The organism is Aeromonas cavernicola (assembly GCF_002795305.1).
GTDB lineage: Bacteria > Pseudomonadota > Gammaproteobacteria > Enterobacterales > Aeromonadaceae > Aeromonas > Aeromonas cavernicola.
On the sequence record NZ_PGGC01000005.1, the window covers coordinates 63,606 to 79,224 of the forward strand.

The window sequence follows — 15,619 nt, forward strand, 5'->3', positions numbered from 1 at the left end:
ATGGTGCGATGACCATCAAAACAGTGATGCAGGCATTGTGCGTTGCTCACATGCTGCTGACAAGCCATAACCCATGGCGCTTAACACATTCTCGCCTATTGTTTTTTTGGCCATAGCTCAGGTCATTTTGCCTTTGACATACAGTGTGCCAGCATCTGTCGATTGTACTCCTCTGCATATGCAGCAAGTCGTTCGAACTCAGCCTGCTGATCAGGCTCAATCACATCACCAAACCCCATTAAATAACGTTCGCCGCAGCGTGCTCTGGCGCTTGCCTCTTCCTCGTCGGTAACCCCAGGGGCTAAACCGCCTCTCCCTCCCCGTATAATCAGCCGATAATCTTGCGCGCTCAGACTGCGTTCAACCGCCGCCAGAGGTTCCAATGCGGCTACGCTACCTGCTGAGCAAAGCAGTATCGCACCGGCTAACGTCCATAACACCTTGGCCATAATCTGATCCCCCCTAACATGAGCAATACATAAAGACCTAATGATCCCCCGCCACTGCTACCGCTACTACTGAGATTACTCGTGTTGCCACCAGTGGCGACTGGGGTGTCTGGCGCTGGGTCTGCAGCCATCTGATTTACCCCATTAATAGCAAAGAAAATATTATTACTACAGGTCAGCCGCAGCCTAGCTGAGCTAAGCAATGAGGCAGGCATTAACACGGTTGCTGCGCCATTGTTGGGCAAGCCTTGTGCTAAATCAGCCCAAGTAAGGCCACCATCTTGGGTTAATGCTAAATCGACCGAGGTGCAATTGATCGGGGGCTGATCGGTATTGGCCACATTCCAGGTGACGGTTTGATTGCTCCCCGCCACCATACTGCCCACGGAGGGGGTAGTAATAGCAAATGCAGTACCGGTATTCACTACCCGGACGACCATCTCGTCACCGCTAACGCCGCCCTGTCCATCTCGGACGGTCAAGCGAAAATTCAGGTCACGGTTGGTGGTGGGCCAGGCCTCCCCGCTGGCTAAGGTTCCTGCAAATAACGAACTCATTGCCGGTAAGGTGCGAGTAGGATTAACCGTTGGGGTCACAAAGCGAAATAAGGGACGAGTCCCATCATCGATCATGGTGACGGCACTCCCTGAGGCCTCACCAAGATCCAGCTGCTCCCATGTGTAGGTCAATGTATTGCCATCAAGATCTAAGGCTCGGCCTGCATTGAGTGTAAAGGCCGTATTCGCTGGGATCACCCAATCCGGCCCTGCATCGACAACAGGCGCATTGTTGGTGCTCGGCAGTGTGGTGCCACAGGAGGGGAGCGAGGCCATCAGCGTGCGCATCTGCTCGATAGATTTACTGTGGAAGAAGGGGGTGCTACTGCTTTGCAAATTCTCACTACCACAGAGGCCACTGTACCCCATGATGGTCGAGCCGCTACCAGGCTCCCAAGCCGAGTTGGTCCTACGTCCAGTTGCACATGCTTGAGCGGTGCCGTTAAAGGTGTGGTCAGCGCCTAATTGATGGCCCAGTTCATGGGCGACATAGTCGATATAAAATCCATCCCCACTGGGATTAAATGCCCCTGTCATACCGCGAGAGCGATGTGTCGGATGACAGAGGGATCTCATGGTCGCCAGTCCGCCACCAGAGGTTGTGAGAACATGCCCCAGATCAAATTCACTGGTCAGCAATAATGCCTGTTGTTGCTGATTAATTGAGATATCTTGCGTTGAATTAGTGAAGGGGTCGGTTGCGGGATCCGTAAAAATGACCTTGTCATTGTCTGCGACCAACTGAAATTCGACACCAACATCTCGTCGGTACACTTCGTTAACGCGATTGAGTAAGGTGGCTATTGCGGATAAAGCAGCAACCTTGGTGCCACCGTGATATTGGGTATATTCGCCTGTGGCAGAGATGGCAATGGCATAGCGCTTACGCAGATTGCCTTCGACCAGTACGCCGCGTTGCTCATCTTGGGAAAACGTCTCCGCTGCCTCATCAGCTTCTTGCCGTCTTAACACATTTTTTTGTGCGTACACTGCATACGCAAGACCATCTGGCAGTGGATCGATGTAGAAGGTCTGCCCCTGATGCATGAACATACCGTGAAACCCTTGCTCTGTGATATCGAATCGACCCGTGTCGCTGGCCAGTTTCGTCGAGGTGCCGCTGTAGGTTTTAATGGAGGGATAACGTAGTGCCAACGCGCTAGCAAGTACTTGATTGGGGTGAATGTAGTATTCAACTACGCTGCCATCAGGCAATGGCAACGTGAGTTTATCGGCTAAGCCATCGTCCTCAAACGGCGTGTCCGGGGTAACCACCGTCACTTTCGTCGCACGTAAGTCAAATGCCTGACGAGCATGCTCACCGCTCTCTTGAAAAGACCAGCGAGGTGCTGCCATGGCTGGGATAGATAACGCGATAGCGATCACTGCGACCCTGTATTTCATAGCGCCTCCTTGCCCTATGGTAGTGATCATCAGTATGGTGCAGCCGTTGTGGTTGAGCGTGGTTATTGGCAGTAAATGCCAAAGCGCTAACCCCAGTTATGACTCTGCGGGCTATCGGTGCTGCTGGCTCTGTGGTGTTTGTATAAAAAACGGATGCTCTTGGAAGGCATTCTGGATAGGGATATCGACGTTTATGCTGCTGATGAGGGCGAGGTATGATTGCGTGGCACACCAAACGCCTGAGCATGACGTGGCGCTTTGGTTGATAAGGTGGGCCTGCTGAGGGGGAGACCATGACCACGGCCCCAGTAGGGCGCGGTGGTCATGGTAGTGCTTAGGCGTAGAACGCTTCTACTGTGCCTTTGATGGTGATGAGCATAGGCTGACCATAGCGATCTTTGGCCTTGGGGGAGGGAATTTTTACCCAACCTTCGCTGATGCAGTACTCCTCGACATTGGTACGTTCTTTACCATTGACGCGAATACCGATCTGATACTCAAAGCACTCCGCGACATAGTGGGGGCTGCGAGGATTAGCTGCCAGACGGTCGGGCAGGGTGGGTTTGTTGTCGCTCATGATGACTACCTGTTATCGATATAAAGTGGGCCATTGTAGACAATGGCCCTGCTTGGCTCAAGACAGCCTTATTGTCAGTATTGCGCTACGCGAGATAGCTCCATGAGCGGGGATGAGGCTCTTTGCGACGTAGGGTTGCACCTAGCATCAATAACAATGAAAACCAACCCAGAGTCCCACCGCCGCTGCCACCATTTTCATTCCCAACATTATCTTCTTCTTCTTTGTCATCAATCTCACCCTTGCCAACGGTCAGTGCCAGAGGTGCGGTGATGGCAAAAAAAATGTTGTCACTGCAGGCAATTTTAAGGCGTACCAAGGGGGAAATTTCAGCAGGGAGTAAGACTTTTGCACTGCCGTTATTTGGGATGTTGCCGGCCAGGGGCAGCCAACTTGCGCCTTCATCACGAGTGAGGCTTATGTCGACGGAAGTGCAGTTGATCGGGTTTTGATCACTCCCTCCTACGTTCCATGTCACCTTGTTATTTTTCCCACTGACCAATGCATTACCTTGTGGCAGGTTGATATAAAAACGAGCACTACTCACGACCTGCACGGTCATCTCATCGGTGCCAATTCCCCCCTGATTATCACGGGCCGTGAGGCGAAAATGCATCGTCCGTTCTTGTTCTGGCCAGGTTTCGCCTTTGGCGAGCTTGCCGGTGAGTAGCGACGCTAAAGCGGGTAAGGTTCGCTGCGGTAGGGATGTGGGAGGGAGAAAGCGAAATAGTGGCCGAGAACCATCGTCAAGGGCAAGAGACTCTTGTGTGGAGGCTTCGCCTAAGTCCACTTGCTCCCAACTATAGAACAGTGGATCGCCATCGGGGTCACTGCCGTCGCCGCGTAAGGTGAACGGAGTGGCTGCGGGGATCGCATAATCACCCCCAGCATTCACCAGTGGTGCTCGGTTGTTGATCTCTAGTGAGGAGCCATTGGCAGGGAATAAGGCAAGATGTGCTTTGATTTGGTCGATGGACTTACTGTGAAAAAACGGATCACTTTGACCCTGTATGTCTTCCGTACCACATAATCCGGCATAGCCCATAATGGTGCTACCACTGCCGGGCTCCCAAGCTTGGCGCGCGCTGCGGCTGCCAATACCACAGTTGCCGGTGGTGCCATTAAAGGTATGCTCTGCGCCAAACTGGTGGCCTACTTCGTGAGCAACGTAATCAATAAAGAAGGCGTCCCCTGTTGGATTGAGGGCGCCAGTCATCCCCTTGGAACGATGGACTGTTCCTAAAGCGCCCAATACAGCTAAGCCGCCCCCTTTGGTGGCCAACACGTGTCCAAGATCGTAATCCCCCAATACCTTGGCGTTGTGCGCTGCAGCTTGTACAGATGAATTGAGGTTCATGTCCTTTGAGCTGTTGGTAAACGGGTCGTTTTGCGGATCGGTATAAATCAAGGCGTCATTACCGCTTGCAAGCCTCAACTCCACGCCTAAGTCGCGCCGATAAACCTGGTTCACTCGGTTGAGCAGGGTGGTGATGGCATTAAGGGCTTTCTCTTTTGTGCCACCAAAAAACTGGGTGTATTCACCCGTCGTGGAGATCGCTATGGTATAGGTTTTTAATAGTTCGCCTCGGTTGAGCACTTGCGGATCATCGGCGTTTTTAGGCATAACCTTTTGCGCTGCGGCTAGCAAGGTATCAGGACTCTCTTCAAGCCGACTGCGTGAATCTTGTTGGTAGTAAGCGGCGTAGCGGCCGTCACCTAGGGCGTCGAGGTAAACGAGGCGCCCCTCATGCACAAATAAACCATGAAAGCCGTTTGGCCCGATATCAAATCGCCCCTCTTCTGCGGGATTGTCTGCTCGACGCCCTTTGAAGGTGAGCAATGAAGGATAGCGATTAGTTAGGTCATCTGGCAGTAACGTATAAGGTTCCAGCCTGTAAGTGACATAGCCACCATCTGGCAACGGCAGAATGACAGAATTCATTCCGTCATAAAGTTGCTGCAAATAGCCATCGTCCGCATTTAACAAATGATAGGCTCGTGCCCTAATTTCCCCTTGTGCTTGCTCACTTCCCTTTGCTGCCAAGGTTTGCCACGGTTCAGCCCACAGCGCAGTAGATACCAGCATACTCGCGCTTACTAAACACCCGCCGATGATGTATTTCATACTAACGAGTCTCCCTTTAGTTAGTAAGTTACCTATCGGGTCAAGTAGGAATTTACTTAAATGTTATTAACGCCCGTTATCTACGTGGCGGGGCTCATTCCTGCATTTATAAGTAGCAGCATTGCATCTGCTCTGGCCTGTCCCTATGATTGGCCGGATTTCATGGTTCAAGGTTAATCTCATGCTCAAATCCCCACTGTTACCCCGCTCCGGGGATCTGGTCGTCGCCATTGTTGACGATGTTCTGGCGCAAGGCCTCACCCTTGATCGTGCCTACGCTCGCCATTTTTCTGGCATTGAGCTCAAGCCACAAGAACAGGCAAGGATTGCCTTGGTTACCGGAGACCTGCTGCGGCGCCTTAGTCTCTATTGTTTTCTGACCGGTATTCAGGTGCGGCAGGCCGAAAAAAATGTCTGGCCGTTGCTCCACAGTTGGCACGCGTTTCACAAAATTGCTCAGCCAAACCACCCCACGTTGGATCGTTTTAATGAAGAGGCATTTCGCCGTCGTCTGACCGAGGCGAAGAAAAACCCTGTGCTGATGGATGGCTGCCCTAGTTGGCTGGAGAAAATAGGACAAGCGCAGTTAGGGGAGGCTTGGCCTGCCGAGCGTGCCGCATTGGCGTGGATGCCTAAGCGTTATTTACGAGTAAATAGCCTCAAATGCAGTAAGTCTGAACTTCAAGCCGCGTTGGCCAAAGAGCAGGTCAATACGACGACGGTCGATGAGGTCGATTCAGCCCTCCAGGTCATCTCTGATGCTGCCTTATTTCGCACTAAGGCCTTTGCTGATGGTTGGTTCGAGCAGCAAGATGCAGGCTCTCAACTTGTTGCCGCAGCATTAGATGTCAGCCCTGGAATGCGGGTGATCGACGCCTGTGCCGGAGCGGGGGGAAAGACCCTGCATCTGGCAGCCCTGATGCAGGGTAAGGGGCGGCTGCTGGCAATGGATGTTGAAGAGTGGAAGCTGGAAAACCTTAAGCAGCGGGCGCGTCGTGCTGGAGCGCACAACATCGAAACGCGAGTTATTACCAGCAGTAAAACGGTTAAGCGCCTCAAAGAGAGTGCCGATCGCGTGTTACTGGATGTGCCTTGCTCAGGATTGGGGGTCCTCAAAAGAAACCCTGACGCAAAGTGGCGCGATACGGCAGAGCGTCTGCCAGTGTTAGTCGCATTGCAAGAGGAGATCCTGCAGCGCTATAGCCAGATGGTTAAGGTGGGAGGATTGCTGGTCTATGCAACCTGCTCCATTCTGCCGGAGGAAAATCGGCAACAGGTGGATAAATTTCTAGCTGGTAACGCCAATTTCCGGCTGCGAGATGATCACAGTGTCAGCCCTGCTGCGACCGGTTTTGATGGTTTTTATATGGCTCGTTTGGAGCGAATAGCCTAACTCTGAGGGGGAAGGCTCACCTTTGATGGGCGTTAACGCGAATAATCTGAGCGGGTATTGGCTGCTCAGATAGCCGTTGATGTTATGCAAATGGGGCTGGCCGATAGTCATTTATCAAGGCGTTATCAGCTATTTACTGTCTGACAGGGTTATCTGCGCCCTCTTCTTAAGGCGCTCTGACCACCACCATATTGGCTGAGGGTGACCCAGTGATCGCTAAGAAGAGAATTAAGATGCCCCAGCGTCGCCATTTAGTTGCTGATTGGTCAATGGTTTTTACTTACGGGAAAGGAGTCGGTATGATTTCACGAGCCAAAAAGAATAGATGGATGATGTGAACTCGATATGCGGATGAAACACCTGATTGCCGCGGCACTGACCGCCATTACTCTCTCCGGTTGCAGCTTGGTTTATCGCATCGATATTCCACAAGGCAACTATGTCGAACAAAAGCAGATCAATAAATTGCGTCAAGGCATGACCCGTGAGCAGGTCAGCTACGTGCTGGGTTCCCCCATGCTTCGTGACACATTTGATACCGATAGCTGGTACTACCTATATGAATTCCAGCCCGGTAAGGGAGACAAGGAGCGTAAAGAGCTGACCGTCAATTTTGTTAACGATAAGTTGAGTTCGGTCACCGGGGATTTCCCACTCCCTGCCGCATTCACCACCCCGCTCTAACCTTGTTGGTGGCAGGCTCGTTAAGGGCCTGTCGCCTCCCTGCTTGCTGTAGGCAGTTCAGGAACCCGCCATGGGTTCCTGAACTGTCCATTATTATCTGCTACGACCCCTTGTGGCTCAGCAATTTGCCGATTTCATATGATGGTGGCCCGTTTAGCTATCGCCGAGGTGTGATAGGGCGCGGCTTCTGTTCCTGTTGTGCTCTGCTGATACTCCACTAGGGGCTGACTGGGCATGGCGCGGGCAATGGTGACCGACGGTGAGCACCCACATGAGCCGCAGATGCTAAGCTGCGCCACTCTTGCCACAGTAACCCGCAGAGCGGCAGGGTGAGCAGAAGCACGGTGGTAGGTTGGGCCAGCAGCACACCATCAAGGCCCCACTGCTGCGGTAGCAGAAAAATGAGCGGCAGGAGCAGTAGGGTTTTGCTGACCGAGATAAGCAGGGCTTGGCGGGTTCGGGCCATGGCTTGTAACAGTACAATACCAAACATGATGATCCCCTCTAGGGTAATCGCACTGAGGTTGAGGGTTAAGCTACTGACGGCAGCGGCGAGCAGCTCGCTATCTTGATCCCCGATATAGAGCATGGCGACCTGCTGTGGCAGCAGTTGGATCACTGCCCACACCAACAGACCGTAAATGAACGTTAAGATAAGCCCCATCTCCATCAGATATTTCAGGTCACGGTGGCGTTGGGCTCCAGCCGCTTGGCTAATGAGGGGCTGAATCCCAAATGCGAGCCCTTGTAGGATCACGATAAACACGGCCTCGGTGTAACCTGCCACTGTGAATCCGGCCACATCCATGAGTGAGCCATAGCTGATCAGCTGGCTGTTATGCAGCATCAACAACAGCCCCAAATTAAATTGTGCGATCAAGCTTGGCAGTCCGTTAAAGAGCAGGCTTGGCATGGAGGGCAGGTTAGGTGCCATGTCGCGCCAACAGAGGCGTAACCGAGCATATGGGGTAAAAAAGTAGCCAATGCCCACTAGGCTGACGATGCCTTCTGCCATGAGGGTAGCTTGAGCGCTACCAATTAAGCCCAAACCTAAGGTGGCCACCATCACATAGTTAAGAAGAATATTCAGCACGGCGCCGCTGCTTACCAGCACCATGGCCAGTGTGGGTCTGCCATCGTTGCGCAGCAGATAGGGTACCGCCAAGTTGCAGGCCAGCAGCAGGGTGCCCCCGCCAATCCAAGCGAGATAATCGCTGGCTTGGCGCCAGGTTTCGCTACCCTGTTCAATCCCCAAGATCAGCAGTATGTCAGTGTGGCCATAGTAGAGCAGCACTGGTGCTGTGATGCCGAGGCCCAGCAGTAGCCAGAGCGCGTTGACCAGTGCCTGGCGAGCGTGTAGACGGTTTTTTGCGCCTTGTTGAAATGAAATGGCTGTGGCGGCACCCATGCTGATCATGGCTGCTAGGCCAATCAGTATCATGATCACCGGATAGACCAAATTGATCCCAGCTAGCCCAGCGGCCCCCACATAATGGCCGACAAAAATGCCATCAACTAAGTAGTAAGCGCCGGAGACCAGCATGGCAAGGACTGAGGGGAGGGCATAAGCCCAAAAGCGGCGGGTCATAACCCGCTTACGTCGTTGAAAATAGTCAGACATGTCTGCTCTCTTTAGGCGATCACCATTTGAGCGGAGAGTCTAAATTAAGCCACTTTTACTGATAATGAGGCTTTTACTTGATGGATTGATGAGTATTTTTCATCAATCCAGTGGTTTGATAGCGCGCTTTCAGCATCTCGATCAAGCTGCGTAAGCCACTGCCAAGCTGATGACGGCTGGGATAGAACAGAGAGAATCCAGCAAATGTTGGGCACCATGGGGTGAGCACGGCCACCAATTTCCCTTCGGTGATTTTGTGGCTCACCTCTTCCTCTAGGCAGTAAGCCAGCCCAAGCCCAGCCTCTGCGGCCCCCAGATAAAGTGCGGGGGTACTGGTGGTGAGCGGCCCTTTTACCTCGATCTCCAACAGGTTGCCATCAGCCGCAAAGGCCCAACGATAGTGGTGATGAGGGGTCAGACGATAACCTATACAAGCATGGCGAGTCAGTTCACTCGGGTGTGTTGGTGCGCCATGTTGGGCCAGATACGCAGGTGACCCTACCACCAGATAGCGCTGCGCGGGGCCTAATGGCAGGCCGATCATCTCACTGGGCAGTAGATCGCCATAAAACAGCCCTGCATCGTAGCCACCTTCAATAAGTTGCGGCATCAACTCGTGTTCCACTACCTCGACCTGCATTTTGGGATAACGGCCCAAATAGTCGATCAAGACAGGCGCTAATAAGGTGTCAATGGCACTGCGTGGCGCACACAGCTTCAATCGTCCTACCGGCTCGTCACTATGGCGGGTCAACTCGCCTAATGCCTCATCGAGTGCAGTCAGGGTCGGTAAGAGTTGGCTGAGCAGACGTCGCCCAATATCGGTAGGCACCACGGCGCGGGTGCTGCGGTTTAGAAGCCGCACACCTAAGCGATTTTCTAACCCTTTTAAGCTATGGCTCAATGCAGAAGCGGAGACGCCCAATTCGAGGGCCGCTTTACTAAAACTTTGGTGGCGGGCGACCGCGGCAAACACCGCGAGTTCGGCGAGATCGGTACGGGTAATAGCCATGTTGAGGTCACAACGCATTTAACAACCGAGGCAGAAGACCCCAAGGGTACGTCAAGAGAATGGGGGGAACAATCGATCTATCTGCACACTTTGTTGCCGTTTTGTTGTGTCGGCACGGTGTTGGCACATCAATGAAATTTTATTTGTTAAAAAAATCTCATGCTAAATATTGGGTTACGTGATCAAATTCAACTAAAAGGCGATCGAAATCAAAAATCAGTTGGTTTTATCAAAAAAACACTGTGATTCGTGGTGGTTCTTCATTAGAGTCTATCCATCAAACATGGCCACTGTTTCTTAGTTGTTAACGAAAAAAGCCTGTGCTTTATCAACAGTCGCTGATGCCATTGCATGTTGCTAATGTGTTTCATCTGTTGATAACAATCGAATTGAACGAGCTGGCTATGAGATGTATAGCCGCCTCAAGCCAAGGATGGGGAGCTTGCTTCCAAGGAGAGGGAGGTGGACCCATCGGGTCCTATCGACGAGTAAGATTTCCATTTCCCTAGATGACAGGAACTCCTTATGTCTGACATGAATATTGCCGCTGATGGTCGCTTAACCCGCCCCACGACCCGGGGTATTAATAAGGCCGACATGGTCTGGATGCTAGGGTTGTACGGCACAGCGATTGGCGCAGGCGTGCTGTTTTTACCGATTAATGCCGGTGTTGGCGGCTTATGGCCACTGGTTGCTATGTTGTTACTCGCCCTGCCACTGACCTTCTTTGCCCACCGTGGCCTCACTCGCTTTGTACTCTCTGGTGCGACCCGCGATGGCGACATCACGGATGTTGTTGAAGAGCATTTTGGTAAGACCGCAGGTAAGTTCATTACCCTGCTCTACTTTTTTGCGATTTACCCGATCTTATTGATGTATTCCGTGGCGATCACGAACACCGTAGAGAGCCTGATGGTGCATCAACTAGGCATGACTGCACCTCCCCGTGCCATCTTGTCGCTGGTGCTGATCCTCGGATTAATGGCGATTGTACGCCTTGGTGGACAAGTGATCGTCAAGGCGATGAGTGTGTTGGTGTTTCCATTTGTCTTGACCCTGATGGGGTTAGCGTTTTACCTAGTTCCGCATTGGAACGGCGCCATTATTAGCGAGGCCCCCGCGCTATCTGATGCCTTCAATGGCGAGTTTATAAAAACGCTGTGGTTGGCTATTCCCGTGATGGTGTTCTCGTTTAATCACTCACCGATCATCTCCTCCTTCGCAGTTGATAACAAAGGCCGTTATGGGGAGCACGCAGAACCTAAGTGCAGCAACATTTTGTTGGGAGCACATGTGATGATGGTGATGACCGTGATGTTCTTTGTCTTCAGCTGCGTGCTTAGCCTCTCGCCTGCTGATTTGGCGGCAGCAAAGGCGCAGAACATCTCAATCCTCTCTTATTTAGCCAATCACTTCGATAACCCAGTGATTGCCACGGTCGCCCCGTTGATCGCCATGGTGGCCATTAGTAAGTCCTTTCTCGGACACTACCTAGGGGCGCAAGAGGGAATGAACGGGCTGATGGCCAAAGCGCTGCGCGAGAGAGGAAAAACGGTCGACAGCAAGCAGCTCAACAAGGTGACCGCTCTCTTTATGATCTTGACCACTTGGGCTATTGCCACCGTTAACCCAAGTATTTTGGGCATGATTGAAGATCTAGGCGGCCCAATCATTGCCATGCTGTTATTCCTGATGCCGATGTATGCCATTGCTAAGGTACCCGCTATGCGCAAATATGCGGGCAATATCAGTAATGGTTTCGTCACCATCATCGGCTTGATCGCCATGTCTGGGATTATCTACAAGTTGATCGCTTAATAGGTCACTTAGGTAAAGAGCACTTGCGTCTGTTGGCTAAGTGAAGAGATCAATAAAAAAACCTCCCAGAATCGGCTCTGGGAGGTTTTTTATTACGCGGTAAAAGTGCGTTGCAGCTGAGCAATGCACAGCCCTGACGCAAAACGTATGTTAAATCGTGAAGCCCATCGATTGGCGTAGGTAGGCACCAGCGCCAAGCAGGCCTGGATTGTGGTGAGTGATGAGGAATACTGGGATCTCTTTTAAGTAGCTGTTGAAGCGCCCTTTATCTTCAAAAGCCACTCGAAAACCGGAGTTGACAAAAAACGCCTGAAAACGAGGCACAATACCTCCCGCAATATAGACGCCACCAAACGTGCCTAGATTCAGGGCCAAGTTGCCCGCAAAGCGGCCCATCAGTACGCAAAATAAGCTGAGGGTGCGGCGGCAATCGAGGCAGGTACTAGAAACGGCGCGCTCGGTGATCTCTTTGGGCGCTAATGGTTCAGGCTCTCTCCCATCAGCCTTGACCAAGCCACGATATAGGTTGACTAAGCCTGGACCGGATAGGAAGCGCTCGGCTGACACATGCCCCAGCTCGCTACGCATAACCTGTAAAATGGCATCTTCCTCGGCGTTGTTGGCAGCAAAGTCCACGTGCCCACCTTCACCAGGCAGACTTAGCCACCGCGCACCCGTGTTGACTAAGTGCGCTACGCCTAACCCTGTCCCAGCACCATAAATAGCGATCGGTTTACCTGCAAGCGGGGCGCTGCCACCGAGTTGGAGACGGTCGCTATCGGTCAGCATGGGGACCGCCATCGAGACTGCGGTAAAGTCGTTAATAACTTGCAGTTGGGTCAGCCCGAGATTGCGCTGCATTTCGCTGATTGAGAATGCCCAGCTGTGGTTGGTCATTGTGACATGGTCCCCATTAATAGGGCAGGCGATCGCAATGCAGGCGTTATCCACCGCCACCTGATAGTGGTTCAAATAGAGGCTTACGACAGCCTCAAGCGAGGGGTGCTCCAGCCCGCTATAGGTGTGGATATGGGAAAGTGCACCTGTGGCTAACTCACACAACGCCAGCCGGGCGTTGGTTCCGCCGACATCGCCGACTAGGGCATGGGTGTATTTCATAACAGCTCCTTCGTTACAAGGGGGCAACTCACATTGCCCTGACATTATTATTTATGGCCGATTCTACCCGAGCGAGCAGACGTGAACTTGTTGGCACAATACAAACGTGCGCGTGCTCACAAAGTTGTTTTTTTACAACATTTGTAAGCGATTTCATGGTGTAGTGACGTTTTGTAACAAGGAGTAAGAAATAATTAGACATGAGTCATATTTTACATGGCGGACGTTAGTGACGGTAAATGCTTGTCTTGTATAGTCACTAGGTAAACTGGAAACCTGCTTAGTAGTAAATTCAGTGCAAAGATACTGAAGCTAAATTACAAGATACCTGGTGGTAATGATGAATACCCTTGATAAAATTACAAATAACTTGGAAAGTTTCAGTAAGTCAGAGCGCAAGGTGGCTGAAGTTATTCTTGCTTCTCCGCAAACTGCGATCCACTCCAGCATTGCTGCTTTAGCTAAAATGGCAGATGTGAGCGAACCAACCGTGAATCGCTTTTGCCGTCGCCTCGATACTAAAGGCTTTCCTGATTTTAAATTGCACTTGGCCCAAAGTTTGGCCAACGGCACCCCTTACGTTAATCGCCATGTCGAGGCCGAGGATGGCCCTGAAATCTACACAGCTAAGATTTTCGAATCGACCATGGCTTGTCTTGATGCGGCTAAAAACAGCCTAGATATCTCCGCGATCAATCGCGGTGTCGATATTCTGACCCAGTCCAAGAAAATCAGTTTTTTTGGCTTAGGTGCTTCATCTGCCGTCGCGCGTGATGCTCAAAATAAGTTCTTTCGCTTTAATATCCCCGTTGTGAGTTTCGACGACATCGTCATGATGCGGATGAGCTGTATTAACAGCAGTGAAGGGGATGTGGTGGTGTTAATTTCCCACACTGGGAGGACTAAAGCCCTAGTTGAAATTGCTGCACTGGCCCGTGAAAACGATGCCACTGTGATCGGTATGACAGCCAAAGATTCGCCGTTGGCACGTGAATGCAGTCTCGTTCTCTCGATGGATGTGCCGGAAGACACCGATGTTTACATGCCGATGGCTTCCCGGATTGCTCAACTCGTTCTAGTCGATGTATTAGCGACGGGATTTACTCTGCGTCGTGGTATGCGGTTTCGTGAAAATTTGAAGAAAGTCAAAGAAGGGTTGCGAGAGTCTCGGTTTGATACTCCCCATTCTGTCTGATGATGCCGGTGGAGTCCCCCATGGTCTATGAGTTCCTCCTTTGGTGTAGTATCGTCATTTGGTAACAAACACAACCCAGATGGTTTGCAAGCGAGGCGATGAGCCACCTGTGATGGGACAGAATCTCAAGTCATATCAACTTCATATTGGAGTCTTTCATGCCTAGACGTACAAAGATTGTAACCACACTCGGTCCGGCCACCGACCGCGAAGGGATCCTCGAAGGGATCATCCGCGCCGGGGCCGACATGGTGCGGATGAACTTCTCTCACGGCACTGCTGAAGACCACATCCTGCGCGCCAATCAGGTGCGTGACATTGCTGCCAAGCTTGGCCGTCATGTCGCCATCATGGGTGACCTGCAAGGCCCGAAAATCCGCGTCTCCACGTTCAAGGATGGAAAAATCTATCTGGCCATTGGTGACAAGTTCATTCTCGACGCGGCACTCGGCAAGGGGGAAGGGTGTCAGGAACAGGTCGGTATCGACTACAAGAGCTTGCCAGACGATGTGGTACAGGGCGACATCCTGCTGCTGGACGATGGCCGTGTGCAGCTGAAGGTCGAGCAGGTTGAAGGTTCCCGCATTCATACCACGGTGACCGTGGCCGGGCCGCTCTCCAACAACAAGGGCATCAACAAGAAAGGGGGCGGTCTCTCCGCTCCGGCTCTGACCGAGAAAGACAAGGAAGACATCAAGACCGCTGCCCGCATGAATGTGGACTATCTGGCTGTCTCCTTCCCGCGCTGTGGCGATGATCTGCGTTACGCCCGCGAGCTGGCCCGCGAAGCCGGTTCCAATGCCAAGATCGTGGCCAAAGTTGAGCGTGCCGAAACCGTCGCCACCGATGAGGCGATGGAAGACATCATCCTCGGTTCCGATGCCGTCATGGTCGCTCGTGGCGACCTCGGTGTTGAGATCGGTGACCCCGAGCTGGTTGGCGTACAGAAGAAGCTGATCCGCCACTCCCGTCGGCTGAACCGCGTGGTGATTACCGCGACCCAGATGATGGAGTCGATGATCAACGCACCACTGCCGACCCGCGCCGAAGTGATGGACGTCGCCAACGCGGTGCTGGACGGTACCGATGCGGTGATGCTCTCTGCCGAAACGGCTGCCGGTCAGTTCCCCATCGAGACTGTGACCTCCATGGCGAGCGTCTGCGTCGGTGCCGAGAAGCACCCGAGTCTGAACGTCTCCAATCACCGCATGAGCTACACCTTCACCTCAGTGGAAGAGGCGGTGGCGATGTCCACTATGTATGCGGCCAACCACCTAGAAGGGGTCAAGGCAATCGTGGCGCTGACTGAATCGGGGACCACTCCACTGCTAATGTCTCGTATCAGTTCCGGTCTGCCGATCTTCGCTATGTCTCCCCACAACAAGACCCTAGCATGGACCAACCTCTATCGTGGCGTTACGCCAGTGCTGTTCGATGGCGATGAGACCAAGCCGGTCTATGAAGTGTGCCGTGATGCGCTGGCCGTGCTCAAGGAAAAGGGGCTGCTGCAAAGTGGCGACATGGTGCTGCTCACCCACGGTGACAAGATGGAGACCGTCGGTAGTACCAACACCTGCAAGGTGATGATGGTCGAATAAGTAGGCCTGTTGTCACACTGATCTGCAAGGCTGTTCGTCTCTGACGAGCAGCCTTTTTGCTATCTAC

At 52.4% G+C, this 15,619-nt stretch carries 12 protein-coding genes; 5 read left to right on the forward strand and 7 right to left on the reverse strand.

The window, feature by feature from the left end:
- Nucleotides 1-122: 122 nt before the first annotated feature.
- From CUC53_RS00910 to CUC53_RS00925, 4 genes are all read right to left on the reverse strand, one after another.
- Nucleotides 123-449 (reverse strand): hypothetical protein, encoded by a 327-nt coding sequence (locus CUC53_RS00910; RefSeq protein WP_100292416.1) that lies wholly within the window; start codon nucleotides 447-449, stop codon nucleotides 123-125.
- Entirely contained in the window at nucleotides 425-2,410 is a 1,986-nt protein-coding gene (locus CUC53_RS00915; RefSeq protein ID WP_100292417.1) for a reprolysin-like metallopeptidase, read from the reverse strand. The genes CUC53_RS00910 and CUC53_RS00915 overlap by 25 nt, the downstream gene beginning before the upstream one ends.
- Before the next feature lie 334 nt (nucleotides 2,411-2,744).
- The gene (locus CUC53_RS00920) at nucleotides 2,745-2,987 is read right to left on the reverse strand and encodes a DUF3297 family protein (protein ID WP_100292418.1); all 243 of its coding nucleotides are present in this window, start codon (nucleotides 2,985-2,987) and stop codon (nucleotides 2,745-2,747) included.
- A gap of 85 nt (nucleotides 2,988-3,072) precedes the next feature.
- The gene (locus CUC53_RS00925; RefSeq protein WP_100292419.1) at nucleotides 3,073-5,112 is read right to left on the reverse strand and encodes a reprolysin-like metallopeptidase; all 2,040 of its coding nucleotides are present in this window, start codon (nucleotides 5,110-5,112) and stop codon (nucleotides 3,073-3,075) included.
- Nucleotides 5,113-5,293: 181 nt separating this feature from the next.
- Here CUC53_RS00925 and CUC53_RS00930 point away from each other — a divergent pair, with 181 nt between their 5' ends.
- Both CUC53_RS00930 and CUC53_RS00935 read left to right on the forward strand, forming a co-directional pair.
- Nucleotides 5,294-6,505 (forward strand): RsmB/NOP family class I SAM-dependent RNA methyltransferase, encoded by a 1,212-nt coding sequence (locus tag CUC53_RS00930; protein WP_100292420.1) that lies wholly within the window; start codon nucleotides 5,294-5,296, stop codon nucleotides 6,503-6,505.
- A gap of 345 nt (nucleotides 6,506-6,850) precedes the next feature.
- Nucleotides 6,851-7,189: an outer membrane protein assembly factor BamE gene (locus tag CUC53_RS00935; protein ID WP_100292421.1), complete on the forward strand. Its 339-nt coding sequence runs from the start codon at nucleotides 6,851-6,853 to the stop codon at nucleotides 7,187-7,189.
- A 217-nt stretch (nucleotides 7,190-7,406) separates the two neighbouring features.
- On the opposite strand, the gene CUC53_RS00940 is transcribed toward CUC53_RS00935, so the two are convergent.
- Entirely contained in the window at nucleotides 7,407-8,810 is a 1,404-nt protein-coding gene (locus tag CUC53_RS00940) for an MATE family efflux transporter (RefSeq protein ID WP_100292422.1), read from the reverse strand.
- Nucleotides 8,811-8,883: 73 nt separating this feature from the next.
- The gene (locus CUC53_RS00945; RefSeq protein ID WP_100292423.1) at nucleotides 8,884-9,822 is read right to left on the reverse strand and encodes a LysR substrate-binding domain-containing protein; all 939 of its coding nucleotides are present in this window, start codon (nucleotides 9,820-9,822) and stop codon (nucleotides 8,884-8,886) included.
- 525 nt (nucleotides 9,823-10,347) lie between these two features.
- Here CUC53_RS00945 and CUC53_RS00950 point away from each other — a divergent pair.
- Nucleotides 10,348-11,640: an HAAAP family serine/threonine permease gene (locus tag CUC53_RS00950; RefSeq protein ID WP_167386641.1), complete on the forward strand. Its 1,293-nt coding sequence runs from the start codon at nucleotides 10,348-10,350 to the stop codon at nucleotides 11,638-11,640.
- 150 nt (nucleotides 11,641-11,790) lie between these two features.
- Here the strand turns inward: CUC53_RS00950 and glk are convergent, their stop codons facing one another.
- Nucleotides 11,791-12,759, reverse strand: a complete 969-nt coding sequence (glk, locus tag CUC53_RS00955; RefSeq protein WP_100292424.1) for a glucokinase — start codon at nucleotides 12,757-12,759, stop codon at nucleotides 11,791-11,793.
- Between the two features lie 340 nt (nucleotides 12,760-13,099).
- On the opposite strand from glk, the gene CUC53_RS00960 reads away from it, so the two are divergent.
- Together CUC53_RS00960 and pyk are read left to right on the forward strand one after the other, a co-directional pair.
- Nucleotides 13,100-13,954, forward strand: coding sequence for a MurR/RpiR family transcriptional regulator (locus CUC53_RS00960; RefSeq protein ID WP_272896740.1), 855 nt, complete (start codon nucleotides 13,100-13,102; stop codon nucleotides 13,952-13,954).
- 158 nt (nucleotides 13,955-14,112) lie between these two features.
- Nucleotides 14,113-15,552 (forward strand): pyruvate kinase, encoded by a 1,440-nt coding sequence (pyk, locus tag CUC53_RS00965; protein WP_100292426.1) that lies wholly within the window; start codon nucleotides 14,113-14,115, stop codon nucleotides 15,550-15,552.
- Nucleotides 15,553-15,619 lie beyond the last annotated feature (67 nt).

Coding starts and splice junctions, on each gene's coding strand:
- CUC53_RS00910 (WP_100292416.1), bottom strand. CDS start 449: ATGGCCAAGGTGTTATGGACGTTAGCCGGTGCGATACTGCTTTGCTCA.
- CUC53_RS00915 (WP_100292417.1), bottom strand. CDS start 2,410: ATGAAATACAGGGTCGCAGTGATCGCTATCGCGTTATCTATCCCAGCC.
- CUC53_RS00920 (WP_100292418.1), bottom strand. CDS start 2,987: ATGAGCGACAACAAACCCACCCTGCCCGACCGTCTGGCAGCTAATCCT.
- CUC53_RS00925 (WP_100292419.1), bottom strand. CDS start 5,112: ATGAAATACATCATCGGCGGGTGTTTAGTAAGCGCGAGTATGCTGGTA.
- CUC53_RS00930 (WP_100292420.1), top strand. CDS start 5,294: ATGCTCAAATCCCCACTGTTACCCCGCTCCGGGGATCTGGTCGTCGCC.
- CUC53_RS00935 (WP_100292421.1), top strand. CDS start 6,851: ATGCGGATGAAACACCTGATTGCCGCGGCACTGACCGCCATTACTCTC.
- CUC53_RS00940 (WP_100292422.1), bottom strand. CDS start 8,810: ATGTCTGACTATTTTCAACGACGTAAGCGGGTTATGACCCGCCGCTTT.
- CUC53_RS00945 (WP_100292423.1), bottom strand. CDS start 9,822: ATGGCTATTACCCGTACCGATCTCGCCGAACTCGCGGTGTTTGCCGCG.
- CUC53_RS00950 (WP_167386641.1), top strand. CDS start 10,348: ATGTCTGACATGAATATTGCCGCTGATGGTCGCTTAACCCGCCCCACG.
- glk (WP_100292424.1), bottom strand. CDS start 12,759: ATGAAATACACCCATGCCCTAGTCGGCGATGTCGGCGGAACCAACGCC.
- CUC53_RS00960 (WP_272896740.1), top strand. CDS start 13,100: ATGAATACCCTTGATAAAATTACAAATAACTTGGAAAGTTTCAGTAAG.
- pyk (WP_100292426.1), top strand. CDS start 14,113: ATGCCTAGACGTACAAAGATTGTAACCACACTCGGTCCGGCCACCGAC.